At 37.9% G+C, this 24,370-nt stretch carries 22 protein-coding genes and 1 pseudogene; 11 read left to right on the plus strand and 12 right to left on the minus strand.

Annotated elements, in window-relative coordinates; genetic code table 11:
- Positions 1–176: 176 nt before the first annotated feature.
- Together VB691_RS08835 and VB691_RS08840 are read right to left on the minus strand one after the other, a co-directional pair.
- Positions 177–1,667, minus strand: coding sequence for a diguanylate cyclase domain-containing protein (locus tag VB691_RS08835; protein ID WP_323291120.1), 1,491 nt, complete (start codon positions 1,665–1,667; stop codon positions 177–179).
- A gap of 2 nt (positions 1,668–1,669) precedes the next feature.
- Positions 1,670–6,415: a PAS domain S-box protein gene (locus VB691_RS08840; RefSeq protein WP_323291121.1), complete on the minus strand. Its 4,746-nt coding sequence runs from the start codon at positions 6,413–6,415 to the stop codon at positions 1,670–1,672.
- 195 nt (positions 6,416–6,610) lie between these two features.
- Here VB691_RS08840 and VB691_RS08845 point away from each other — a divergent pair, with 195 nt between their 5' ends.
- Entirely contained in the window at positions 6,611–8,083 is a 1,473-nt protein-coding gene (locus VB691_RS08845) for a leucyl aminopeptidase (protein ID WP_323291122.1), read from the plus strand.
- Positions 8,084–8,123: 40 nt separating this feature from the next.
- Here the strand turns inward: VB691_RS08845 and VB691_RS08850 are convergent, their stop codons facing one another.
- The 3 genes from VB691_RS08850 to btpA form a co-directional block, all read right to left on the minus strand.
- Positions 8,124–8,357, minus strand: a complete 234-nt coding sequence (locus VB691_RS08850) for a DUF2283 domain-containing protein (protein ID WP_323291123.1) — start codon at positions 8,355–8,357, stop codon at positions 8,124–8,126.
- Between the two features lie 396 nt (positions 8,358–8,753).
- On the minus strand, positions 8,754–9,731 hold the full coding sequence (locus tag VB691_RS08855) for a vitamin K epoxide reductase family protein (protein WP_323291124.1): 978 nt from the start codon (positions 9,729–9,731) through the stop codon (positions 8,754–8,756).
- A 49-nt stretch (positions 9,732–9,780) separates the two neighbouring features.
- Positions 9,781–10,629: a photosystem I biogenesis protein BtpA gene (gene btpA / locus VB691_RS08860; RefSeq protein ID WP_323291125.1), complete on the minus strand. Its 849-nt coding sequence runs from the start codon at positions 10,627–10,629 to the stop codon at positions 9,781–9,783.
- A gap of 253 nt (positions 10,630–10,882) precedes the next feature.
- On the opposite strand from btpA, the gene VB691_RS08865 reads away from it, so the two are divergent.
- Positions 10,883–11,557 (plus strand): pentapeptide repeat-containing protein, encoded by a 675-nt coding sequence (locus VB691_RS08865; RefSeq protein ID WP_323291126.1) that lies wholly within the window; start codon positions 10,883–10,885, stop codon positions 11,555–11,557.
- A 9-nt stretch (positions 11,558–11,566) separates the two neighbouring features.
- Positions 11,567–12,016 carry a Bdr protein gene (locus tag VB691_RS08870; RefSeq protein WP_323291127.1) on the plus strand — a complete coding sequence of 150 codons (450 nt, stop codon included), beginning with the start codon at positions 11,567–11,569 and terminating at the stop codon, positions 12,014–12,016.
- A 104-nt stretch (positions 12,017–12,120) separates the two neighbouring features.
- On the opposite strand, the gene ychF is transcribed toward VB691_RS08870, so the two are convergent.
- The 3 genes from ychF to VB691_RS08885 form a co-directional block, all read right to left on the minus strand.
- On the minus strand, positions 12,121–13,212 hold the full coding sequence (gene ychF / locus VB691_RS08875; RefSeq protein ID WP_323291128.1) for a redox-regulated ATPase YchF: 1,092 nt from the start codon (positions 13,210–13,212) through the stop codon (positions 12,121–12,123).
- A gap of 181 nt (positions 13,213–13,393) precedes the next feature.
- On the minus strand, positions 13,394–14,014 hold the full coding sequence (locus VB691_RS08880; RefSeq protein WP_323291129.1) for a Uma2 family endonuclease: 621 nt from the start codon (positions 14,012–14,014) through the stop codon (positions 13,394–13,396).
- A gap of 377 nt (positions 14,015–14,391) precedes the next feature.
- Positions 14,392–15,309, minus strand: a complete 918-nt coding sequence (locus VB691_RS08885; RefSeq protein WP_323291130.1) for an alpha/beta hydrolase — start codon at positions 15,307–15,309, stop codon at positions 14,392–14,394.
- Between the two features lie 254 nt (positions 15,310–15,563).
- Here VB691_RS08885 and yidD point away from each other — a divergent pair, with 254 nt between their 5' ends.
- The 3 genes from yidD (at position 15,564) to VB691_RS08900 (ending at position 18,384) form a co-directional block, all read left to right on the plus strand.
- The gene (gene yidD, locus VB691_RS08890) at positions 15,564–15,821 is read left to right on the plus strand and encodes a membrane protein insertion efficiency factor YidD (RefSeq protein ID WP_323291244.1); all 258 of its coding nucleotides are present in this window, start codon (positions 15,564–15,566) and stop codon (positions 15,819–15,821) included.
- 62 nt (positions 15,822–15,883) lie between these two features.
- Complete coding sequence (locus VB691_RS08895; RefSeq protein ID WP_323291131.1) at positions 15,884–16,390, plus strand: hypothetical protein; 507 nt, start codon at positions 15,884–15,886, stop codon at positions 16,388–16,390.
- A gap of 209 nt (positions 16,391–16,599) precedes the next feature.
- Positions 16,600–18,384, plus strand: coding sequence for an iron uptake porin (locus tag VB691_RS08900; RefSeq protein WP_323291132.1), 1,785 nt, complete (start codon positions 16,600–16,602; stop codon positions 18,382–18,384).
- 44 nt (positions 18,385–18,428) lie between these two features.
- On the opposite strand, the gene VB691_RS08905 is transcribed toward VB691_RS08900, so the two are convergent.
- Together VB691_RS08905 and VB691_RS08910 are read right to left on the minus strand one after the other, a co-directional pair.
- Positions 18,429–19,043, minus strand: coding sequence for a transposase (locus VB691_RS08905; RefSeq protein ID WP_323291133.1), 615 nt, complete (start codon positions 19,041–19,043; stop codon positions 18,429–18,431).
- Positions 19,044–19,377: 334 nt separating this feature from the next.
- Positions 19,378–19,563, minus strand: coding sequence for a PCP reductase family protein (locus VB691_RS08910; RefSeq protein ID WP_323291134.1), 186 nt, complete (start codon positions 19,561–19,563; stop codon positions 19,378–19,380).
- Positions 19,564–19,716: 153 nt separating this feature from the next.
- Between VB691_RS08910 and VB691_RS08915 the strand changes: the two genes are divergently transcribed.
- Genes VB691_RS08915 through VB691_RS08925 form a run of 3 tightly spaced genes read left to right on the plus strand, consistent with a single transcriptional unit; the run spans position 19,717 to position 21,689 of the window.
- Entirely contained in the window at positions 19,717–21,180 is a 1,464-nt protein-coding gene (locus VB691_RS08915; RefSeq protein ID WP_323291135.1) for a RecQ family ATP-dependent DNA helicase, read from the plus strand.
- 43 nt (positions 21,181–21,223) lie between these two features.
- Positions 21,224–21,475: a hypothetical protein gene (locus VB691_RS08920; RefSeq protein WP_323291136.1), complete on the plus strand. Its 252-nt coding sequence runs from the start codon at positions 21,224–21,226 to the stop codon at positions 21,473–21,475.
- Entirely contained in the window at positions 21,462–21,689 is a 228-nt protein-coding gene (locus VB691_RS08925; RefSeq protein ID WP_323291137.1) for a hypothetical protein, read from the plus strand. The genes VB691_RS08920 and VB691_RS08925 overlap by 14 nt, the downstream gene beginning before the upstream one ends.
- Before the next feature lie 111 nt (positions 21,690–21,800).
- Here VB691_RS08925 and VB691_RS08930 read toward each other — a convergent pair whose 3' ends face one another.
- On the minus strand, positions 21,801–21,935 hold the full coding sequence (locus VB691_RS08930; protein ID WP_323291138.1) for a hypothetical protein: 135 nt from the start codon (positions 21,933–21,935) through the stop codon (positions 21,801–21,803).
- A 250-nt stretch (positions 21,936–22,185) separates the two neighbouring features.
- On the opposite strand from VB691_RS08930, the gene VB691_RS08935 reads away from it, so the two are divergent.
- Both VB691_RS08935 and VB691_RS08940 read left to right on the plus strand, forming a co-directional pair.
- On the plus strand, positions 22,186–22,371 hold the full coding sequence (locus VB691_RS08935; RefSeq protein WP_323291086.1) for a type II toxin-antitoxin system HicA family toxin: 186 nt from the start codon (positions 22,186–22,188) through the stop codon (positions 22,369–22,371).
- Positions 22,372–22,465: 94 nt separating this feature from the next.
- A pseudogene (locus VB691_RS08940) lies at positions 22,466–22,732 on the plus strand (DUF5615 family PIN-like protein); the annotation flags it as partial.
- Positions 22,733–22,826: 94 nt separating this feature from the next.
- On the opposite strand, the gene VB691_RS08945 reads toward VB691_RS08940, so the two are convergent.
- Positions 22,827–24,077 (minus strand): Mbeg1-like protein, encoded by a 1,251-nt coding sequence (locus tag VB691_RS08945; RefSeq protein ID WP_323291139.1) that lies wholly within the window; start codon positions 24,075–24,077, stop codon positions 22,827–22,829.
- Between the last annotated feature and the right edge of the window lie 293 nt (positions 24,078–24,370).

Below are 24,370 nucleotides of genomic sequence, written 5' to 3' on the forward strand. Positions count from 1 at the left end.
AGGGGATAGGGAAAATCAAACCTAATCCCCAACCCCTAACACCCAACCCCTAACCCCCACTATAACTGGGGTTTGTGACTTAACCGAGCAGTATTGCCATGCCCCTACGTTGTCTGTGATCTTTAATGGCGATCGCTATTAAGCCCTAGCAGCATTCCTCTAAACCGTTGATAACCCTATATCGAACTGAGGTTAGCAATTTGATTACGCCCTTGCTTTTTGGCCAGAAATAAAGCATCATCTGCGTTTTGAACTAACTGTTCAAATTTAGTATCTATGGAAGGAATCATCGTTGCTAATCCCATACTCAGGGTAATGTATCCGATGGGAGAATGAGAATGAGCAATCTGATGTTGAGTAATAGCTGTCTGAATTGAGTTAGCGACTTCGAGCGCACCATTTTGATTGGTATTAGGCAAAATAACCGCAAATTCCTCTCCCCCATAACGACAAACCATGTCAGATGGTCTTTTAATGGTATTTTTGAGGGTTTGCGCTATTTGGTATAAACAATCATCTGCCTGTAGATGCCCATAAATATCATTATATTGTTTAAAAAAGTCAATATCACACATAATCAGAGATAAAGGCTGTTGATCTCTTCTTAATCGTAGCCATTCTTGTTCAATAGAAAGATTAAATTGACGACGATTTGGAATTTGAGCTAGTTCATCATAATAGTCTAAACTTTTTAATTGTTTATAAAATTTTTCTGATTGTTTATAAAGTTTTTCTAATTGTTGATTAACTGTTTCTAATTCTTGATAAAGTTTTGCTTGTTGAATTGCGATCTGAGTTTGTTGAATAATTTGCTGCAGAGATTTTAAGGATGAGTCTGACCATTGATAGGAATTAGCACAATGATGTATCATTAAAACACCGCAAAATTTATCTTGAATCATCAGAGATGCAATCAGTTCCGTTTTCACATTCCAATGGGTTAGGCGTTTCTTTTGTAGCGGGTTAAGATTGTCTGAGGGATGACTATCAAGAACTTGAATTGACTGGGCTTTTATCGGCTCAAATTCGACCCAATCTTTCAGTATTTCAGTGGATAAAGAAGCATAACCATCTTGAATAACTTCGGCAACTTTTTGGCAATATTTTCCCCCTTGACAAGTCTCAATAATAACTCGGTTTGCTTGGAAAAGTTTTTGCATCCCTAAGACGGTATTGTTAAGAATATTTTCTAAACTAAACTCTCCTAAAATATCCAGGGTAATTTGAGAGATTAATTTTTCTTGTTGTATTTGATAAGATAAACAATCTCGATAATGCTTAAGTTGTAGATGAGTTTTAATGCGAGCTAATAATTCTTGTTTATTAAAAGGTTTAGTAATGTAATCAACTGCGCCTTTTTCAAAGGCTTGGGTTAGGTGTTCTTTTTCCTGACTAGCAGTGAGAAAAATAATCGGAATATCCTGATACTTGGGATTTTTAGCCAGAATCTCAGCTACTTCAAATCCATCTATTTCAGGCATCATTAAATCCAAGAGAATGAGATCTGGCTCAATGTTTTCAACTCTTTCTAATGCTTGTTTCCCATTGTTGGCAAAACTTATTTGATAGCCTTCTAAAGATAAAATTCCATGTAAAACTTTTAAATTAGCAGATACATCATCCACAATTAAGAGAAGGAAGTTACTGGGGTCAATGATGGTATTCATAATCAATTACTTTGCTCAATAATGTCTTGGTAAATTTGACTGAAACTGTTGATGGTACTGGGCATATTTTCCCAGTTGAAATCGTCAAGTTGTTGTTGTAGGTGTTGGGCATAATTTAAGAGTATTGTACACTGATATTGATGGCCTAAACTCATCAGTCTTTGAGCAAATCCTTCTAAGTCTCCTACGGTCATTTTTTGCTTGATTGTTGGTAGATTTTGCTCAATTTCTACCGTAAGTTCTTGGATAAGTTCTGATAAACTAAGAGATGAATCACCGGGTTGTTCTAATAAAGATGATTCTAAGGCATCTAATTCAGATAAATTAATCATGGGAGATGGAGATTTTTGAGATGCTAAAATTGACTTTAACGCTAAGAATAATTGAGACTGACTAACGGGTTTTGGTAGAATATTTTTAACAAAAGGCCTTAATTCTTCACTTTCTTGGATATTACAAGAAGCTGTTAAGATGATGATAGGAATATTTTGAGTGGTTGGGTTTTCTTTCAACAATTTAGTTACTTCCCATCCATCTAGGTTAGGCATTTTTAAATCTAGTAAAATCAAGTCTGGAGAATATTTGTTAACCTGTTGTAAGGCTTGATTTCCATCCTTAGCAAAGAACAATTGATGAGCAGTTTCTGCAAAATACCCGGCAATTAATTGACGGTTAGAAGCAATATCATCAACCACTAAAATTTTGACCGGTGCAAATTGGTTGAGATCATCATCTAAAGAGAGCAATTCGGGGATAATTCTTGGTGAATTATCCATTTTAATCTCTGTAAATTGTAGAATAAAGGTGCTTCCTTCTCCTAGTTTAGTTTGTAAAATAACCTCACCTTTCATGATTTTAACTAATCGTTGTGTAATGGTTAATCCTAACCCTGTTCCCCCATATTTACGGTTGCTTTGTCCTTCACTTTGAGTAAAGGCATTAAAGATTTTGTCTTGATCTTTTTCAGCAATACCAATTCCTGTATCTTCAATACTAATGGTTAGATTAATACTATCTTGAACGGTTTGACAGGGTTCTGATTTCACCTTTATTTTAACATAGCCTTGCTTAGTAAATTTAAGAGCATTACCGACAAGATTTAATAAGATTTGACGCAAACGGACTTCATCTACGATAATTTGCTCAGGAAGTTGGGCATCAATTTCAACGAAAAATTCTAATCCTTTTTCTGCAACTTTATAACGGAAAACTTGCTTTATATCAGATAATAATTGACGCAAATTAACTGGTTCAAAATTTAAGTCAATTTTACCTGCTTCAATTTTTGATAAATCCAGAATATCATTAATAAGAGTTAATAAAGTGTGTCCACTGCTATGAATCGCTTGTAAATATTCTTTGGCTTGTGATTCGGTAATTAAACGCTCTAATAAATCAGTAAATCCTAAGACAGCATTGAGGGGTGTACGAATTTCATGACTCATGTTAGCTAAAAATTCACTTTTAGCTTTATTAGCAGCTTCTGCTGCTTTTTTAGCTTCATAAAGTTCGGTATTTTTAGACATTAATTCCCTGCGTCTTTTTTGTTCTTCTTGTAGTAACTGAGAATGGGCGATCGCAATACCTAATTGTCCTGCTAATGAATCTAATAAGTCTACCTCATCCTGTGTCCAATGATGATAAGAATCACAGTGATGCAACCCAATTTGTCCATTACCTTTTCCCTGATAAAATGTGCCGCCTGACATCAAAGATTTAAGCTGCATTATCTCTAATAAAGGACGAACAGGAGTGAGTAAAGGAAAATTAAAGATATCATCAGCAGGAATTGCCCCTTCTTTCCTTAGTAATGTTTGCAGATAAGGATTACCCTCCACCGGAATTTCTACACCTAATAAAGAATTATAATTCCCCTTAATATATTCAGCCACACAGGTTACTTTGATTTGTTCATTATTTTCTTGGTTTTCTAATTGTTCCCAAGTAAAAATTAATACTTGATTAACCTTAAATGCTTTGCCAATTTCATTAGCTGCTGTTTGTAGAATCAGTTTCGGATCTAAACTTTGACGGATTTGGTCGCTAATTGTTCTTAATAGTAAAGCATTTTTTAGTTGTTGTTGTAAATCATCTTCGATTTGCTTGCGCGAGGTAATATCAATAAAAGTAATGACAATTTGTTGCAGGTTATTCTCATTATCAAATATAGGGAATCCATCGACTAAAACCCAAATTATTAATTTATTGATGGGATGATGAATCCCTGTAACATAATTTTCTATATGTTTTTTGCTTCTGATAATTTGATTAACAGGATAATCTTTAATTCTCATCCTTTGTCCATCTTCTGTTAAGAAATACCAATCAGGATCAATAGCGGTTTTTCCTAACATTTGATCTGTCGTTAATCCCAATAAATCACAAGCCGTTTGATTACAGAGAATAATGCTAGTATCAGGGGCATGAACTACTACCCCTGAGTGTAAATTATCAATTAAAGAACGATATTGTTTTTCACTCTGTTCTAAGGCTTCTAAGGTTTGTTGTTTTTCCGTAATATCAATAGCTATTCCTCCCACCCAACGATTTAAAGGATTGTGAGAAATGGGAAATTTATGTACTAAATAATTGTGATAACTGCCATCAGATTGTGGTGCTATTTCTATGGTTTCTAGAACTTTTCCCGCTTCAATAACAGCTTGATTCCCTTCTATATACCCTTGAGCAATCTCAACCGGAAATAACTCAGTTAGATCATGATTAAATGCTTCTTGGACTGATTTTTGTATCAGGTTTAGCATAGATTGATTGCCATAAATTAACTTACCGTCTTCGCTATTTATCCAAGCAATAATCGGGGTATAATTCATAAAGGATTGAAATCGTAATTCGCTTTCCCTTAAAGCATATTCAACCGCTTTACCCTCAGTAATATCCATACAAGAGCCAATATAGCCTAAAAACTGGTTATTTTCGTCATAGCGAGGAACTCCATGATCTAATAACCAGCGATATTCCCCATCAAAACGACGCAGACGATATTCCATCTGAAAGGGTTGACGGGCTTCAAAAGAACTGACATACATCTGCAAACAACCTTCAAAATCGTCAGGATGGACTCCTTCTGCCCAACCATTGCCAAATTCCTGCTCTAAAGTACGTCCTGTAAAGTCTAACCAAGTTTTATTAAAATAATAGCAAAGGGTATCCGTACCAGCCACCCAAATCAAAACAGGTGCATGATCCGCCATAATGCGAAAACGTTGTTCACTTTCACTTAACGCGCTTTGGGTTTCCTGTAATTCAATATGTTTTTGATAGACTTGGGAGGTTAACTTTTCCTGTAGTTTTTCGACTAAAATGGCTTGTTGGATGGCAATTTCTAGATGAATGCCTAAATTTTCCAAAAATTCTACTTCTTCAGGCAACCAGTGACGAGGTGCGCTACAATCATGCAGACTGAGTAATCCCCAAAGATTATCATTAATAAAGAGTGGGAGGATGAATTTTGCCCGAACTTGCCACTTTTCCAAAAATTGGATATAACATTCGTCTAAATCAGCATTATAAATATCATCAATGACTTTTGTTTGATGTTGGTTATATTGCTTAATCCAACGACAAGTAAAACAGCCACTTTCAATCATTTGCCCTAAAATTGACGATTTAGGCTCAGAAACCGACTCAATGATCACTTTTCCTGCATCTTGCTCTTGACAACGATAAATCATGACGCGATCGCAGTTTAACAAGTGATGGACTTCTTTGACTGCTGTGTGTAAAATCGTTTCTAGGTCTAAAGATGCGCGAATCTTGAGTAAAATCTGCGATAAAGCTTGCTCCTGACGATTTAAACGATGTATTGTTCCTTTTTGCTTTTTTATTTCTTCTTTTAAGCCTTGATTTACCCTTTCTAACAGTTGCTGGTTTTCCGTTTCTAACTTTTGCAGTTGGGTTTGCAACAGATCAATCACTTGATGGAGTTCATAGGGATCAATAGCTTGTAAAAGACTGCTTTGAGTCAAAATACCCCTTAATTCTCCTTGTTCCCCCACTACCACTAAACGACGGATTTTTTGTCGCTGCATCTGTTGATTAACCCACCACAGACTGTCATTGAGTTTAATCTTGACTAAGGGACAACTCATCACAGATTGAGCTTTTAATGCTTTAAAATCGAGCTTTAAGCTTTTAAATTTAACAATATCTCTCTCTGTAACAATACCAATCGGTAAAACCCCTCCATTGCTCATTTTTCTGCCAATTACTACACAACTCACCCGATGTTTGGCCATTAATTGGGTTAAGGTTAATACATCTGTTTCGGGTAGGGCATGAATAACATTTTGACTCATAATCTCCTTAACATGACGATATTTAAGGAGATCCGCAGGTGTTAAGGCATTTCTTAGGGTTTCGTTGGTAATTAAACCTTGTATCTCTTGACGATGATTAATAACAGGTAAATGACGGATTTTATGTTGAGAGAGAAGGCGAACAAGGTCATAAATCTGGCTAATTTCTGATTCTTGACAGGTAATTAGCTCTTTTGTCATAAATTCTGAGACTTTGCGCTGTTCTAAGTCTAATTCCCATGCTGTAAGCTTAACAATATCTCTTTCTGTCAATAAACCCACTAAGCGATTATTTTCCGTAACTAAAACACAACTGTTTTTTTTAAAAGAGAGATTTGTTTGACTCAATAAGTTGATCGCCTCTAACATGAAAGTATCGGGCGAAACAATCAAGACATCACGCTCTATATAGTTGTTACATGGCATATTCATTGTTGTTATAGTGAATAGGATCTTGTGTCGCTAAAGTTGTTGAGAATCCCATCATTTTCATTATAAATTAATTAATATAGCGATTCTATTTGATTTTTGAGAAAACGCAAGTAGCATAGGCATCTTGCCTGTAGGGGTGCAAGATCTCGGTTAAAATGAGAGACGGACATTGTAACGAGACACTTGAGAATATACATGGATATTCGTGGGACAGATACCCCCTTATTAGACTGGAGTGGAGATGCACTCGCCCTTGGTTTATTTGAAAATGCCACAGAGATAACGGGAGAATTAAGCCAGTTAGATGAGAAACTAGGGGGAACCCTACAGGAATTAATCACCGAAGCCGAATTTGAGGGAAAATCTGGAACTAGCGCAGTTACTCGCGTGGGTGGCCAGAGTTCCGTGCGTAAAATCATTTTAGTGGGTTTAGGCAAGGCTGAGGAGCTAAAATCAAACAATATTCGCTTAGGGGCAGCAGCGATCGCCCGTTTAGCCAAAAAAGAGAATGTCAAAACCCTAGCCATTCATTTTCCTTTAGTTAATGATGATCCAGTAACTACTACTGCTGCGATCGCAGAAGGGTTAATCTTATCCTTGCATCAAGATAACCGCTTCAAGTCCGAACCCGAAGACAAACCTCTGAAACTAGAAACCGTAGACATTTTAGGCATAGGGGAACAAGGGGAAACCATTAAACGGGCCCAAATTGTTTGTTCTGGGGTCATTTTAGCGAGAGAATTAGTAGCGGCCCCTGCTAATAGCGTAACTCCTGTTACCTTTGCCGAAACTGCCCAAAAAATCGCTACAGACTACGGGTTAGGAATCGAAATTTTAGAACAAGATGAGTGTGAAAAGTTAGGCATGGGGGCATTTTTAGGAGTAGCCAAAGCCTCTGATTTACCGCCTAAATTCATTCATTTAACCTATAAACCAGCAGCAACCCCCAAACGCAAAGTCGCTATTGTCGGTAAAAGTTTAACCTTTGACTCTGGCGGTTTAAACCTGAAAGTTTCGGGAAGTGGCATTGAAACCATGAAAATGGATATGGGAGGAGGGGCCGCGACTTTGGGGGCCGCCCAAGCGATCGCCCAATTAAAGCCCGATGTAGAGGTGCATTTTGTTTGTGCCGCTACGGAAAATATGATCAGTGGGCGGGCCCTGCACCCTGGGGATGTTTTAACCGCTTCTAATGGCAAAACTATCGAAGTTAATAATACTGACGCTGAGGGACGGTTAACGTTGGCTGATGCTTTGGTATTTGCCGAAAAATTAGAAGTCGATGCGATCGTAGATTTAGCTACTCTTACCGGGGCCTGTATTGTTGCTTTAGGGGACAATATTTCTGGGTTATGGAGTACAGATGATAATTTAGCGGGAGAAATTAAAGCCGCCTCTGAAGCAGCCGGGGAAAAGTTCTGGGAAATGCCCTTAGAAGATAAGTATTTTGAGGGGTTAAAATCTCCCATTGCAGATATGAAGAATACGGGGCCAAGGGCCGGAGGTTCGATTACGGCTGCGTTATTTTTAAAGCAGTTTATTAAGGAAACACCTTGGGCCCATTTAGATGTAGCCGGGCCAGTTTGGGGTGATAAGGAAAATGGGGTTAATAATGCAGGGGCGACGGGTTTTCCGGTGCGTACCCTGGTTAATTGGGTGTTAAGTTAATACATGGTAGGGTGGGCGTTGCCCACCTCTTTTAAGGTTTTTAAACCCCTAGGCGAAGATTAGCAATAACAGGAAGTTTTAGTTCCTGTTGTTCATTCATTCGTTGAGAAAAAAAGAGAATTTCAAGATTTTCGATTTCTCCGGTTCGGGAATTGAGACGAATAATAATATCATCACCTAATTCTTCTGATTCTTGTTCGGGATAGGGATGACATTTATTAATATATAAAATATCCCCAATTGGATCATATTTAAAGGTTAAATTTTCTGCCATTCGATTGTTCCTCCGGTTAATTTACGAGCCATATAAGCAGTTATAATCCAGTGTCTTAGGGGTTGATCGATATCCGTTACAACCACAACTATGATATATTTACCATCTCGAATTGAATCAAACCAACGGGTAATTCAACAATTGACAATGAACAATGGACAATTGACAATTACCTCTACCTAAAAGGTAGAGGATTGAAAATAAGGAAAAATTTTTTAATTTCTCCCCTTAAAAGAGGAGGTTTTAAACCAAATTAACCAATTGTCAATTGTCCATTGATAAACGAGCATTACTTAAGCGAGAAATACAACGAATTTGATCAGGATTTCTTAAAGTCTCAGCAATAACAAATTGATAATTATTTAATTGAGGTGGGCAATGCCCACCCTACAATAATTAACGGCCAGGCATGGTGTATTTAAAGTTCGTTGGCCCCGTATAACCAGAAACCTTGGCTAATTTTTCAGGGAGTTGGGCCCCTGATAGTCTTTCCCCTTTAATATCCCAAGTAGGAAAAGATTCAATTTTAGCCGCAGCACAAGCATCAGGCTGAGGATTTTTCCCTCTGGGATCACATTCAATATACGTTATTTCTTCGACTGCTGCTTCTCCTAATAACTGTTTTTGTTCATAACAGTGGGGACACCAAAAGGCCCCATACATTTTGCCTCCAACCTTAGTGAGATTTTGGGCTAAAGCAATTTCTGCTTCCCCTGACTCTGTAGTAATTTTCCAACCATCAGGAGGCTGAGGGGCAGTAGTGGTTGTTTCAATGGGTAAACGTCCTTCAGCCGTTGGCCCGTCAATATTGGCATAAATTCCCAAAGTTCCTACTAAGGTAATCATAGCGACAACAATGGGAATAAAAAACAGTTGACCAACTTCTTCCCATTCTCGACCAAAAATACTTAATCCCATTAAACTCAAAGAAAAAGCAGCAGACCCCATGCAATAATAACAAACAGACTGTAATTCAGTGGCTAAAATATACATTAAATAACCACTAAAAACTGCCATAGAAGTTCCCCCTGCTAAGAGGAATAACCATGTCCATTCATCTAATTGTTTTCTGAAACTTTTATTACTTTCTGGTTTAACTAATAAAGGCCCCAAAGCAGCAGTGGCCATGCTGCTATAAGCGAGACACCCAAACAAACTTAAGGGTAAGCCAAAAACCAGGGCATAGGGACTATCAAGCACACTTTTACATCCAGAGACGAAGTTTTTTGCGTCTCCGGCCCCACAGGCCACTTCTCCCCCACTCAGTTTGGTAATGGTAAGATAGGCGGTTAGAATAGCCCCCGCAATGGCGATCGCACCGATGATCGGACGGGACCAACGGTAAATCCAAGGAACAGAACGTCTACGACTCATAATAGTTACTATTTAGCAAATCATCATTACTGCTGATTTTAGCAAGGTCTTAGGTTGTCAGTTTGAGAGGTTGCTGAGATTTTGATTTTTCTTTAGATGCAGTCACTTGTTGGGCCGCTTCTACAAATTGGGCCACCCGAATGGGATCAATGGGTTCGCTGATTTTGCCATGACGTTTCAGGGAACTGGCCACAATTACCCCATCTGCTGCGGTCATTAATTGTTCAATATTATCCCAATTAGCCCCACTCCCAATAAATACAGGGGTTCCTTTAGCAGCGGCCACGGCTAATTCTAAGTCTTCGAGACTGGGGGGACTACCTGTGGCCCACCCTGACAGAATTACCCCATCAGCAAGTCCTCGTTCAATGGTATCTTGAACTGCTGTGGTCAAATTTGGGGTTCCTAATGGTCGGGCGTGTTTGACTAAAACATCCGCTAAAATGGCCACGTCGGCAGCTAATTCGCGGCGATACTTTAGTAATTCATGGGCCCGCCCTTCAATTAACCCTTGATCTGTGGCCATAATGCCCGTTAAGACGTTGACACGGATAAATTGGGCATTTATGGTCGAAGCGATCGCCATCGCCCCTAATGCGTCATTTCTCAGTAAGTTAATGCCGACGGGAACCACCACCAGGTTTTTGAGGCGATCGACAATTAATGTCATGGCACTAATTACGGCCGGATCTACCCGATCTTTGGTAAAGGGGGCATCAAAGAAGTTTTCGACAATAATACCATTTACCCCCCCTGCGGCCAGGGCGGTGGCTTCTTGTTCGGCCCGTTCAATGACTGCGGTTAAACTGCCTCCCCAACGGGCAGAAGTGGGCAGGGGTAAGAGGTGAACGACACCAATAATTGGGTTTGTCGTGTTGAATGTTTGAGTCAAGTCCACTGAATCTACCTAATGGTCGACTACGGTTGATGCCGTCTGAATTGAGAACCAACTACAAATTGTATCCTATTGGGGGACGGGGTGATGAGGTGATGAGGTGATGAGGTGAGGGGGTGATGAGGTGAGGAGATATAGTTTAAAAAATTTCCACAGTGATCACATCTCTAATCATTGCGGTTTAAACTTCATCCCCTCTTTAGTTTGTCAAGGTCATTTGCAATTAGGGTTACATATCTTAATTAAGGTAAAATCAATGAGCTTGACAACTGATGAAATACAGAATGCCATAGAAGCAATTACCTCCAAAGGACAAAACCCAACCCAAGCTAAGATAAGAGCTTATCTTGGACGGGGAAGTTATACGACAATTAATGAGGTATTAAAAGCCTGGCGACCAAAAAACAATAACACTATTGATACTCAACCCATTGATGCTCAAGAAATCTTGCATTTATATGGAATTGGTGAGAGAGATTTTAGCGGAGTTGATCTGACTAATGGGGTTTTAAAATCAGCCAATTTAAGTATTATCGATTTAAGTAATTCCTTCTTATCTAATGCTATTTTAGATCAAAGTAATCTCAGAGGAGCCAATTTAAAGCAAGTTAATCTGAGTTATGCTAGTTTAAAAGGAGCAGATTTAAGTGGTGCTGATCTTCGTAATTCTGATCTTAGCTCAATTGATTTGAGTAATGCTATTTTAATTGGTGCTGATCTTCGAGGAACTAATTTAATTAAAGCTAATTTGAATAATGCAGATTTACGCGGCGCAAGATTAAATAATGCTAAACTTAATGAATCGCTGTTAGAAAAAGCTGATTTGCGTACAGCAGATTTATCTTCAGTAAATTTATCAAAAGCTAATTTAGCTTACTCTACTAAGGTTAAAATGATCATAAATTCAGTACCCTGGCAAAATTTTAGATAGGTTTAACTGATGACTCAAACACCCATCAATGTGACTTACTCCTTAGAAGAAATTTTAGGTCAAATTAATCAGAAATTAGACAAAATTGATGATAGGTTTGACAAAATTGACGATAGGTTTAACAGTCTTGAAAAAGAGATTACGGAGATTAAGATAGGGCAAACTCGACTTGAAGGAAAAATTGAGAAACTTGAAACCGATCTTAATGGAAAAATTGAAAAACTTGAAACCAATCTCAATGGAAAAATTGAAAAACTTGAAACCGATCTCAATGGAAAAATTGAAAAACTCGAAATTGAACTTAAGGGGGAAATCAAAACCCTTTCGACAGAAGTTAACGGTATTGGTAAACGGTTAGATACTCAAGAATTTATTAATCGTTCTGTTGTCGTTGGTTTTGTCTTAGGAATTACGACCGGAATAATTAAGTTATTTTTCCCAAATTTCCCTAATCGATGATTATGAACCAGTGTAATTTGTGGGCATAATGGTATTATGCCTTTACAGTTTTTTCTAGGGATTTAACACTGTTAAATCCTATCATGTTTATTTCTCTACTTTGCTTAAACATTAAACCTAAATAACATCACGTCTCCTTCTTTAACTACATATTCTTTACCCTCACTACGCACTAAGCCTTTTTCCTTCGCAACCGTCATGGTTTTACAAGCAACTAAATCATCATAAGCGACGGTTTCAGCGCGAATAAACCCCCTTTCAAAGTCAGTATGAATAACTCCTGCTGCTTGGGGTGCTTTCATCCCTGCATGAATAGTCCAAGCGCGAGTTTCTTGGGGGCCAGTGGTTAAATAAGTTCTTAAACCTAATAACTCATAAGTTGCTCTAATTAAGGATTTTAAACCCCCTTCTTTCACCCCTAAAGCTTCTAAATAGTCGGCTTTTTCTTCATCGGGAATTTCCACTAATTCTGATTCTACTTGAGCAGAAACGATCACAACTTTTGCCTTATCAGTAGCGGCAATTTTTTTGACTTCCTCTACCCAGTCATTACCTGTCGCTAAGTCATCTTCTGACACATTAGCAGCATAAATAATCGGTTTACGGGTGAGAAGTTCCAAGGGTTTAATTAATTCGTCTTCTTCTTCTGTTAACTCAACATGACGGGCCCCAATTCCTTCATTCAGCGCAGCGACAATCTTCTCTAAGGCGGGTATTTCTTCTTGTCCTTCTTTTTTGCCCTTAACCTGCTTTCTCACCCGTTCTAGGCGTTTTTCGGCTTGATATAGGTCAGCTAAGGCAAGCTCTAAATTGATGACTTCGATATCTCTAGTAGGGTCAACGGAACCGGATACATGGATAATATCATCATCATCGAAACAGCGCACGACGTGAACAATAGCATCTACTTCCCGTATATTAGCTAAGAATTGGTTGCCTAAACCTTCTCCTTGACTTGCGCCTTTAACTAATCCGGCAATATCCACAAATTCCATGCGGGTAGGGACAATTTTCTCTGATTTTGAAAGTTCTGCTAGGATGGTTAATCTTTCGTCAGGAACAGCGACAACCCCCACATTCGGTTCTATGGTACAAAAGGGGAAGTTAGCGGCCTCTGCCTTGGCATTGGCAACTAGGGCGTTAAATAGGGTCGATTTACCGACATTAGGCAGTCCAACTATTCCAGCTTTTAGCATTTATCGCTTATTCATGATCGATGAGTCCTCATTTATTATCAATGATCCAGGCAAAATAATCAATTAATCTTTGATAATGTAATTTTAGATCTATTATTTTTTTTCATTATCTTGGGCAAGGCAATAGGAATATTTCGGATAAGTAAACATTATTTTTTGATGCCTTGCCTCTACAGACATCTTACGAATTGATTGTTTTACGATACTTCCGAACCATTTGCGGTTCTTCGGCAGGATTAATATACTGTTCTAACTGCTTAAAATCAAGTCCAGGTAAGTATTGACTTCGAGACGTTTCTTGATATCCTTCTACAGCATTAATCAATTGATAAAGGGTGAATTTTCCCCCTTGCCAAAATAATACTTCAGGGATTTCTAATCCTTGATAAATTTTTAGCTTCTCAATACTACCACTGGTAATAATCACTTCGATCGCTAAATCAGGAATCTCTTTACGTTTTCCAATACAATAACTTTCATCAGGTTCTAACCCTCTCCTTTGTGCTTCTTTTTTGTAAGTGGCTGAACCACAACTATATAAATCAATCTCTTTTTCTAGGGCATAAATTTCAATTAAACGTCCAATCAGCGTTTTGATCATTTCATGTTCTGGAGAATTGGTCATGATTTCAAGATTTCCTTCCAGATAACTTAAACGCACTAATGGTTTATGATTGAGAGTTTGTACAAGATTTTCGTATTCTTCCCAAGTCATATTGCTTAACTGAATACGGGGTTCTGCTATAATCGGATTGAGGAGTTTTTCTAGATCCGATGTCGCAATATCTAAGGTAACTTTCATACTTGTTTTCTGTTAAAAATTATTCTTGATGATTCAATCATGATAAGGGGAAAATTTTCAGAACCAAAATTTAGGTTGTGGCGATCGCATCTCTGAAAAAATTCCCCTCACTATCTTTCAGTCTGTAACCCCACAAAATGGGTGGTTTTGCCCTAAATCTGAATTTTTGGCATAAACAGTCCTGGGATTATCATTCATTAGTCTATCATAAGTGCCTCAACGGTTGCAACCTCGTTGCTCAATTTTTCTGATTTTTGCCTCGACAGGCCTCTTTTGGACTTGTTGAATACATATAAATTATTCAAAACGATAAAATTTATATGATAAGCAAAATATATACAAAAGGATGTTTTAAGATATCTTAGGCAATTTTCCCTCTAATTTAACTCATGGGTCATTAAAATTTTCAGTATTTTTTCCCCTAAAAGTTCTGGTTGTTCAATCATGGACATATGACCACAACTAGGGAGTTCAATCACATTATTTCCTTGATAATTAAAAAGCTCATGAAAACTGGCTAAATACTGTACATATTTTGGTTCCATAACTGTATCTTGTTCCCCTGCAAAAAAGTACACAGGTTGCTGTAAACGGGAAACAATTTGGGGTAATAAATGGACTTCAGTTTCTGTAGTAGAATCTAATAAAGAGCCTAATGCTGCTTCAGTATTTGCTCTCATTAAATCTAACACTCGTTGTCGTCCCCAACGTCTTTCTAGGGGACTTGCTACCATAATTCTCGAAAAGAGAAGATCAATTAACGGAATATAAGATAACCAACTAGGTCGAAATTTAATTAACTGTTTTCCAGCAGAACGAAACCGTTCAAATTCTTCTTTTAAATAAATCCCACCCCCGGCATTTAAACAAATCACTCCTTGGACTCTTTCGGGACAAATATCCGCACCCCATAAGGCAATGCTTCCCCCTAAAGAATGACCAATTAACCAAGCTCGTTCGATCTCTAATTTCTGCAATAAAACGTTTAAATCTTTCCCATAAGCTGCTAAAGTATAGGGGGATAAATTTTGACAGTTTAGGGGAATGTCTTCAGATTGATTGGGAGAATTTACTGATGAGTAGGGGTTTAAAGTAAGTGGCTGAGAATCCCCAAATCCTCTAAGATCGTAAGTAAGACAGGCATAATCGGGGGATAGCTGTTCAATTAGGGGTGACCAATATTGACGGCTTAATAACCAGCCATGAATGAAGATTAAAACAGGTGCAGAAGGCTTGGGAGACTGAGAAGTTAGCTCGTAAGCGTGTGGAACTCCCAAGATATCAATGGTCGGCATATTTTTATCCTACCCTATGGGGAAGTCATGATGAGGTTAACAGTCACAATAACTCAACAATAATGGCCTGTTTCTAGTATAAATTATAAAGAACCTTAATTGGTAAGTTTCTTTTAATGAGGGGTAAAATTTTCTAGGGTTCAGGGTTAAACAAATGCCTAAAAACTCAGGGAAAGTTTTAGCTCAAGGACAGAATAACTAAAGGGTAAGAACTATCGATCAAATCTTGACAAAGGACTTAAATAATGATGTTCATCAAGTTACTATTAATTGTACTGATCAAAGGGTATCGAAAATTGATTTCGCCTTTATTTCCACCGAGTTGTCGTTTTCAACCTACCTGTTCTCAGTATACCTTAGAAGCAATTGAAAGGTTTGGCCCTTTCCAGGGAAGCTGGTTAGGAATTAAACGGATTTTGCGTTGTCATCCTTTTCATAAGGGTGGTTATGATCCTGTCCCTCCTATTAATCATCATCAAACAAAACAGGACAATTCAACAATTGATAATTGATAATGAATAATGAATAATTGATAATTGATAATGAATTTCCTTCCTATTCCCTATTTCTGTATATGATTAATTTAAGAAATGCCATTTACTATGAATATGTTGATGATGTTACTGTAGAAATTTTTGATAAATATAAGTGGGGACTAAGACGCTTAGGAGTTGATTTTTCCCAAGAACTCTTAGAAACCATTGTCTATTGTTCGCAAAATTTAGAAAGTACATTAATCGCCTTTTGTGCTTGGGTTTTATGGTTGAAAACTCAGGGAGAAATAACAAATAATGAAGTATTGTTAGAAACTTTAATTAATGCCTTACGTTCGGAAAATGGTTGGATACCTTCGGAGTCTCAAAAAAGATTTCTCAACCAAAACCTTGATATTTTGGAGAGTCCTAAAACATCTATTTGGAAACAAGCAGGTAAACAATTAGGAGATACCCTCAGAAACAGAGTAATTGCTGATATTTCAGATGAAGGAGACATCATTTTTAAACCCAATATCATCCTTAATGAAGAAGAAAAACAAAAAATTGAAGCGTTGAAAACCGAGATCGCTGCTGTATGTTTATAGTCTTGTCCCTAAGTTTATTAATAATAATTTTCATTGAAATGTAAACATTTGTTGCCAAAATATGTAACAAATCTTTCCTTATTTCCCAAAATGCCCACATTTTCAGATTAAGATGTAGGTTATTGATCTTGAGTTTATTTATTAAACGCAAGATTATGGGGATTGATTAGCATCACTCCCAATTGAATCGAGGTGTGAGGATTTGTATTATGTCAAAGTCAATTGCTTCAATAGTAATAACACCTGCTGTCCTGGGTGTTCTGTGTTTTTTAGCACCATCAGCGATCGCTGCTCCTGACCAAGAAAGTATTTTTGAGGAGAAAGAGGAACATTTAGAAACAGTCTCTCCTCATGAAGCATTAGGGATTATCCGTAACCGTCCCCAACTGCAAACCCCTCTTAACCGAGATCACTCAAAACAGTTTGAGGACTCAGGAACTACCCCTTCCATGGGCCAAGTTACCAGTATCTCGGAATTACAGGATGTGTCCCCAACAGACTGGGCTTATGAAGCATTAAGAAGTTTAGTAGAACGCTATGGTTGTATTGTGGGATATCCCGATCGCACTTATCGCGGAAACCGGGCCTTAAGTCGTTGGGAATTTGCTGCGGGGTTAAATGCTTGTCTCAATACCATTGAACGACTCCTACAAGAAAATGTAGCTGTTTTACGGGAAGATATTGAGAAATTAAAGCGTTTGGCCCAAGAATTTGAGCAAGAATTAGCAGCTTTGGGGGCCAGAGTTGGTAATCTAGAACAACGGGTTTCTTATCTCGAAGATCATCAATTTTCCACCACCACCAAGTTAAATGGAGAAGTGATTGTTAGTCTCTCTAATGCTTGGGGGGAAAGGGCCCTAGATTTCCGCGAACAAGATTTATTCGACCAAGGGTTACTGGAAAGACGACGTATTGATGATCGCGGAGTCATTGGTCATCGGACGCGCTATAACTTTGATACCAGCTTTACGGGGGAAGATTTACTAAAAACCCGTTTTGAAAGCGGAACCATTGTTGATTGGTCAGACCCCACGGGAACGGAAATGGCCCGTCTTGGTCATGATTCTCAAAGCGATAGCACGACGTTTATTGATGATGTCTACTATCGTTTTCCCCTTGGTAACTTAACTACTTGGGTGGGGGCTAATTCTTTGGATATTGATGATATCTTTGATGTGGGCAACCCTTTCCTCTTTGCAGAAGAATCAGGGGCCCTCTCTCGCTTCATTCGTTATAATCCCTTGACGTTTCGGGGGCCGGAAGGCCGAGGTATCGGGTTAAACTACAAATTTAATGAAGTGTTTACCCTGAGAGGTCTTTATCTTGCTAGTAATGGGAATGATCCCTCTTTGGGTAATGGTATGTTTAATGGTAATTACAGTACAGGGGCCCAATTAGGGATTTATCCTGACGATGCTCTCAGTTTTACCCTAACCTTCCTCCATACCTATTTTGCCAATGGAGAGTCGGATATTTCGTCGAGTACGGGTAGTTATGTTGAGCCTGATAACCAAACCTCCCAAACGGGTCAAGGTATCGGTAAAGACCCCTTTTTAGGGGCCCCAACTATTCGAGATAGTTATGGCATTACAGGAAACTGGCGGATTAATGAGACGTTTAACTTTTCTGCTTGGGGAGGTTATGCGTTGGCCAGGGCCCAAGGCTCGGATACAGATGGCAATAGTCGTAAAGGGTTTGGGGCTGATGTTTGGGTCTGGAGTGCTGCCCTTTCTGTAGTTGATTTGGGTAAGGAAGGGGCGGTTTTTAGTGTTGCAGGTGGTTCTATTACCAATACGCGGCGTATTGATGCTCTTACGGGAGATTTAGCCGTGCCTGACCAAGATACTCCCTATATTGTGGAAACCCAGTATAAGTACCCCATCAACGATAATATCTCGATTACTCCTGGGGTTTATGTGATTCTGCAACCCGATGGCAACAACAATAACAATAGTATTTGGGTTGGTGCAATTCGGACAACTTTCACTTTCTGACATACTCCCGACGCTGTATGCTAAGAGCATACAGCGCGGGCTTCTCAGTGACTCCCGGCCAACGCCAGAACATTTCCTGAGCTATTAAGGACGAGATGACCCACCGCCTTATACTTTATATTTAACGCAGCATTCCAATCACGGGGCAACAAAAGCCCACAATAACAACAGCAATGCCAGCGATCTTTAAGGGTTTTAGGAATGGCTTGACCACAACTAGAGCAATCAATTGTCGTGCCTCTAGGATTTACTTTAACTGTTAACAAACCAGCTTTTTCAGCTTTGAATGTTAATATATTAAGAAAATTTCCCCAAGCAGCATCATTGATGCTTTTTGCTAGTCGAGTTCTTGCCAAACCTTTAATATTTAAGTCTTCATGAGCTATTACCTCGGCTTTAGTTAACAAATAATTAGCTGTTTTATGATGAAAATCTTGACGTTTATCAACAACTTTTTTGTGCTGTTTTCCTAGTTTGGCTACTGCTTTTTTCCATCGATTACTCCCTTTCTGTCTTCGAGATACTTGCTTTTGAATAGTTCTTAATCGAGATTGAGACTTGCGATAATTGTATTGGCACTTCAAAAGCCCAAGCCAATTTTCGATAATAGCTTGCTGATTTTTGGTCGGTCGCAATCGGTAAATATATGTTAGTCTCATGTTGGCTATTATAACTTGGTGGGGAAGCTAACAGGAAAGGTGAAGGAATTTTTCTGTTAGAAAAATCAACAATTCTGGCTTAACATCAATTTTGGTTAAAGCAAGCCTGTGACTTTGCTCCATTAGTCTATCATAGGTACCTCAAAAGGCGCAAGTTCGTTAAGCCATTTTTGCCAATTTTGTCTCCCAGAATGTAAAATGAAGGTTTTCAGCTTATATTAGATATTTAAAATATAAATCATTTTTTAATAAATTTTAGTTATAGAACAAGTAGGGATAATTTATGAATTACCCTTACGAGAGGAGTATTCCGTATTTCAAGAATTACTCAAAATTATTGCCCAAATTCTAACCGTGCTTGTTCTACCATATCAACTGTTACCTCATCGGAACCTGCGGCCCTAGCTAATTCTTCAATGCGTTGTCTAGCTTGGGTACGCACAAAAAAAGGAATATTTTTGAGTTTTGCTTGAGCGTCTGCCGTCCAACGAGGACTGTCTTCAATATTAAAATTATTCATAATTTTCGCCGTATTGTCTAACTTATAGCCTTATTTTATCATGCTCAGTTGTCGAACAAATATGACGTTAACAAATAGTAAAAAAAATCGTCCTATCCCCATTTATCAAGTTAATCTAACACTTAAAACAGAGGATGAGAAGCAATTGAGTCTATGAATAATCAAGATGAACAGTGGTCAATTATCCGTCAAACCTTCCAAAAGATTTGGGGTTATGAAGATTTTAGATCTCCTCAAGGAGAAATTATTCAATGTTTATTAAATGCTCAAGATGCCATAATTGTGATACCAACAGGAGCAGGAAAATCCTTATGTTTTCAACTTCCTGCTTTATTAAAACAAGGATTAACTTTAGTTATTTCCCCCTTAGTTGCTTTGATGGAAAATCAGGTTTATGAATTGAAACAAAAGCAATTACCCGCAGATTTATTACATAATGAAATCCCCAAAAATCAACGCAAAAAGACTTTAGACAGTGTTAAAAAACAACAATTAAGATTACTTTACTTATCCCCAGAAACCTTATTAAGTCCTCCTGTTTGGGAAATATTAATAAGTCCTGAACTTAAAATTAATGGACTGATTTTAGATGAAGCCCATTGTTTAGTTGAGTGGGGAGAAACCTTTCGTCCTGCCTATCGACGTTTAGGGGCCGTTAGACAGACATTATTATTAAATAAACCCCCAGATACAAAAATTGCGATCGCAGCGTTTACAGCCACAGCAGATCCCAGATCTCAGGGAATTATTCAACGGGTTTTACAATTAGAAAACCCGCAAAAATTTTGTCTCAGTCCCTATCGTGCTAATCTCAATTTAAAGGTTAAAATAGCTTGGACTCCTCGCTGTCGGAACCATCAATTATTAAATTTTATTCAAACCCATCAAAAACAAAGTGGATTAATTTATATTCGTTCCCGTCGAGAGAGTGAAAGCTTAAGTCAATGGTTAGCCTCTCTTAACTATAAAACTGCCGCTTATCATGCGGGTTTAAGTCCCCAAGAAAGACGAGAAATTGAGCAAAAATGGTTAGAAGAAAACTTACAATTTGTAGTGTGTACTTCAGCTTTTGGGTTAGGAATTAATAAACCTAATGTGCGCTGGGTTGCTCATTTTCAAGCACCTTTTTTACTGTCAGAATATTTACAAGAAATAGGGAGAGGGGGACGAGATGGGAAAAAGACAGACAATTTAACTTTAATTAGTGAACCCACAGGATGGCTTGATCCCACTGATCAACAAAGACAACAGTATTTTTTAAAGCAATTAGACAAAAAATATCAACAAGCAAAAAATTATGTTAAGAAGATTCCCCAAGAAGGAAATATCCAAGCGATCGCCCAAGAAATGCCTCAAGGGGAAATCATTTTATCCTTATTACATAGTTGGGGACAATTACAATGGTTAGATCCTTTTAATTATCGTCTCAAATCATCTTCTGTGTCTGTTAATTTAGCTAAAATCAAGGAAACATCTCAACAAACTTCTAAACAAATGCAGCAATATTTAATCACTCGTCAATGTCGTTGGCAATATTTATTAAATGCCTTTGGATTTCAACAAGAAGCTAGGGGGTTTAAATGTGGCCATTGTGATAATTGTCATCGTCAATGCTAACAAAAATATGGTATGGTTTTTAAATGAGTATAAGTTTAAAATAATGAAAATAAAAGTTTCCGAAAAAAAGCGATCATCAAACGGAGTTAACCCTCAGTTAAAAGATATTGCCTATTCTATGGACGCACTGATTCCAGGGTTTTATATTTGGTTGGGTTCTTTTTGTTGGCGATTTGGGGGTAGTGATGCAGAAGAAAGTTATCCGGGAACAATACATAGTTTTGCTGGTATCAGCTTAGTTTTACCTGGTTATCAAATTTTTACAACCTATAAAGGGAGTTATGACCCTCGATAAGCATCAAATTGATGGTCTTTCTCCTATTTCATCTAAAATAATGCCAGCAGAAGTTTTTGAACAATTGATGTTCAATGCTGGTTATACCGTTGTTGGGTCTGCTCCAGCCAAGGGAAATAGAATTAAAGTTTGGTGGAATCATGCTAGTTTCCGTCGTGTTGAGGCAATTTATAGTCCCGATAGAAGTCTGGTTATTACGGCTTATCATCCTTGACCCTATAAACCATGAGCTTTGGTGTTTCAGAAATAGTAACTGTAGGATGTATTAGCGCAGCGTAACCCATACGATAGACAAATTCGTCACAATTAAAAGCAAAAAGGCGCGTTAAGTAACGCACTCTACGAAAGCGGCGATCGCTTGCTTCAAGGAATCCATACTAGACGTTAAGTTCAATAGGTTGGTAATGGTTGGGTTTCGTTCCTCAACCCAACCTACAAGATCAGCGATCGCACTAGTCATGGTCAGACAAATTGGGACAAAGTTAAAGCAATGACCGAGGAAGAAATTGAACAAGCAGCAAAAACAGATTCAGATTGTTTGCCATTATCTCAAACAGAATTAAACGAGTTTCGCCCTGTGTCAGTACGATCGCGGATCTTGTAGGGTGCGTTAATGAAATGTAACGCACTTAATTTATTGGGTTATAATTTTTATTAGAATATAGAGAGTAAATAAGCAATATTCGTAAAATAGCAGAACTTGAAGTATCGTGAAGCGAAGATATTTAATCAAACAGCTTGAGGCAATGGGCTGTGTATTTATTCGTCATGGTGGCAAACATGATTGGTACCAAAACCTAAAAACAAAGGTTTCTCAACCTATTCCTAGACACAGAGAAATTAAAGAACAGCTTGCAAAACATATTATCAAAATGCTAAGCGATAATGAAACTTAGTGGAAGTCTGTTGAACATAATTGTTTCGGTCAATTCCCATCTATAACCTTCGTGCAAAACTTCAAGCATGGAAAGCCCGGATTGAAGCCGAATGATGAATTTCTTGATTGATTACAACTTAACAGGTGATGCTGTTTTATTCTGGGGAACTCTTTCGGCTGAAGGATGGCTTGACCTATTAAGCATCCGCTTCTTCACCTTTCAGGAAGTTGGGTTGCCCATGAATAGTAGTGATCGCGTCGTTTGGCAATTTGCCCAAACCAACCAGTTGATTTTGATTACAGCGAATCGGAATATGAAGGGAGACGATTCTCTAGAACAGACAATACGGGAAGAAAATACCCCAACTTCCTTAAAGATCGCCATCTTGTAGTGGACTGTTTTAGTTAAAAAAGTAACCGTTTGTTGTGTTGGGTTTCGTTCCTCAATCCAACCTAAGATTTCTAGCTTATTAGTTAATCTGGTACACATCCGGGGATTGCTGATATCCCCCAAGGTTGAGCTTGAGAAATATCCCAATTAGGCTCAAGAAAACATTTTTCTTTTTTAGTTGTACCATCTTGTTGAATATAATAAGATATACCTATATCTGATTGCGATATCCCAAAACTTACTATAGCTGTATTTCCACAGCTTTTAACGATTTGGTTAGCCCAATTATTTAAAACCTTTGGTGATGCGAAAATATTACTGATGGCAATTCCATTATTCGTAGTAGCACCTACATCATCGATTAAAATAATATCTAATACATCAGTTCTGTTTGTCGGATTTCCTGTCCTATAACTATTAGCCGTTCCCTTATAAACACTAAATTCAACCCTTCTAACTCCCTTGGAACGAATTTCTTGAAGGACTTTATTAACAGTAGCTTGACAGCTTGCTTGAGGAGTAGTATTTTTAACCGCAACTGCATTCAAAACTTGTTGAATAATTGCCTGATGAACCACATTAGAATCATCAATGCTACCGTGATTTAGTGGATAACTTTTGTTCCTAATTAATTCATTTCTAAAGACACGATTTACATCTAAATTAGTGGAATTAATGACCTGTTGTTGTACTTTGAATCGTCCCAAAGATATGGGATCATCATTTGCTTGATAATAATTAATGCCTTTAGCAACATTACTGGGAAGAACATCATCACTACTACCTACCGAATCAACTTGAACAAGTAAGTCTACTCGTCTATTACGCTTTTTCAGTTCATTTGCCAAGAGGATAGCTGTATCACCGCCATAACTATGACCAATCACAATCAATTTATCATTATTATTTAGCCTCAAGCTACTTAAATAATTGATAGCATCTTTTTTTTCATTCCAAGCAAAAATTGGTATCTTCAAATCTAATCGATCAAGTTTTGCTTCTTGGCGAAAAGCATCAACAAGTTTTCGCATTCCTGTTATTTCACTTAAGGTTTGACTGGCAAATCCAGTAAATACAATAATAACAACTCGGTTTTGCGGAGAAGGGATATTCGTTTCTTGCGTTTGAGCGATAAAGTTTGTGTCTTTATTATTAACCTGTAACGTTTTTGTCGGAGTTTCTGTTGCCAAAACCCGATAATTACCAGGACAAATCCCTTGATTAAAACTCAATAACCCACAGAGGGAAAACGCGATCGCCCTGCGGAACCATCCCCCACCTAAAATCAGCAAAAAACTGATGATAGCAACTCCTATCCATCTTAGCCGAGCCATGATACTAAAGATTTATTATTTTGTTGAATTAATTTGTATTCATACTACAGTAGAGCTTGAAAATTATCCAGGATTTATAAGAAAAATTTAAAGTGTATTAGAAAACACTAAGTAAAGTAAATATTAACGCCACTGTAGGTTGGGTTGAGGCACGAAACCCAACAAACCAGAATCCTAATAAGTAGGTGAGTATAAATTAAGTGTAACTATACAACATCAATAAAATAGCACCCAACCCATGAGATTGCTTCGTTCCGCTTCTCTGCACTCGCAATGACATTATTAAGTTTAAT

Source organism: Crocosphaera sp. XPORK-15E (assembly GCF_034931425.1).
Classification (GTDB): domain Bacteria; phylum Cyanobacteriota; class Cyanobacteriia; order Cyanobacteriales; family Microcystaceae; genus UHCC-0190.

What these genes read in the sequence shown, in the direction of transcription:
- VB691_RS08865 (WP_323291126.1), top strand. Translation starts at nt 10,883, where the DNA reads ATGAGCTTGACAACTGATGAAATACAGAATGCCATAGAAGCAATTACC.
- VB691_RS08910 (WP_323291134.1), bottom strand. Translation starts at nt 19,563, where the DNA reads ATGAATAATTTTAATATTGAAGACAGTCCTCGTTGGACGGCAGACGCT.
- VB691_RS08835 (WP_323291120.1), bottom strand. Translation starts at nt 1,667, where the DNA reads ATGAATACCATCATTGACCCCAGTAACTTCCTTCTCTTAATTGTGGAT.
- VB691_RS08915 (WP_323291135.1), top strand. Translation starts at nt 19,717, where the DNA reads ATGAATAATCAAGATGAACAGTGGTCAATTATCCGTCAAACCTTCCAA.
- VB691_RS08930 (WP_323291138.1), bottom strand. Translation starts at nt 21,935, where the DNA reads ATGACTAGTGCGATCGCTGATCTTGTAGGTTGGGTTGAGGAACGAAAC.
- VB691_RS08880 (WP_323291129.1), bottom strand. Translation starts at nt 14,014, where the DNA reads ATGAAAGTTACCTTAGATATTGCGACATCGGATCTAGAAAAACTCCTC.
- VB691_RS08855 (WP_323291124.1), bottom strand. Translation starts at nt 9,731, where the DNA reads ATGAGTCGTAGACGTTCTGTTCCTTGGATTTACCGTTGGTCCCGTCCG.
- VB691_RS08840 (WP_323291121.1), bottom strand. Translation starts at nt 6,415, where the DNA reads ATGAATATGCCATGTAACAACTATATAGAGCGTGATGTCTTGATTGTT.
- VB691_RS08895 (WP_323291131.1), top strand. Translation starts at nt 15,884, where the DNA reads ATGATTAATTTAAGAAATGCCATTTACTATGAATATGTTGATGATGTT.
- VB691_RS08900 (WP_323291132.1), top strand. Translation starts at nt 16,600, where the DNA reads ATGTCAAAGTCAATTGCTTCAATAGTAATAACACCTGCTGTCCTGGGT.
- ychF (WP_323291128.1), bottom strand. Translation starts at nt 13,212, where the DNA reads ATGCTAAAAGCTGGAATAGTTGGACTGCCTAATGTCGGTAAATCGACC.
- VB691_RS08870 (WP_323291127.1), top strand. Translation starts at nt 11,567, where the DNA reads ATGACTCAAACACCCATCAATGTGACTTACTCCTTAGAAGAAATTTTA.
- VB691_RS08945 (WP_323291139.1), bottom strand. Translation starts at nt 24,077, where the DNA reads ATGGCTCGGCTAAGATGGATAGGAGTTGCTATCATCAGTTTTTTGCTG.
- VB691_RS08885 (WP_323291130.1), bottom strand. Translation starts at nt 15,309, where the DNA reads ATGCCGACCATTGATATCTTGGGAGTTCCACACGCTTACGAGCTAACT.
- VB691_RS08920 (WP_323291136.1), top strand. Translation starts at nt 21,224, where the DNA reads ATGAAAATAAAAGTTTCCGAAAAAAAGCGATCATCAAACGGAGTTAAC.
- VB691_RS08850 (WP_323291123.1), bottom strand. Translation starts at nt 8,357, where the DNA reads ATGGCAGAAAATTTAACCTTTAAATATGATCCAATTGGGGATATTTTA.
- VB691_RS08925 (WP_323291137.1), top strand. Translation starts at nt 21,462, where the DNA reads ATGACCCTCGATAAGCATCAAATTGATGGTCTTTCTCCTATTTCATCT.
- VB691_RS08905 (WP_323291133.1), bottom strand. Translation starts at nt 19,043, where the DNA reads ATGAGACTAACATATATTTACCGATTGCGACCGACCAAAAATCAGCAA.
- VB691_RS08845 (WP_323291122.1), top strand. Translation starts at nt 6,611, where the DNA reads ATGGATATTCGTGGGACAGATACCCCCTTATTAGACTGGAGTGGAGAT.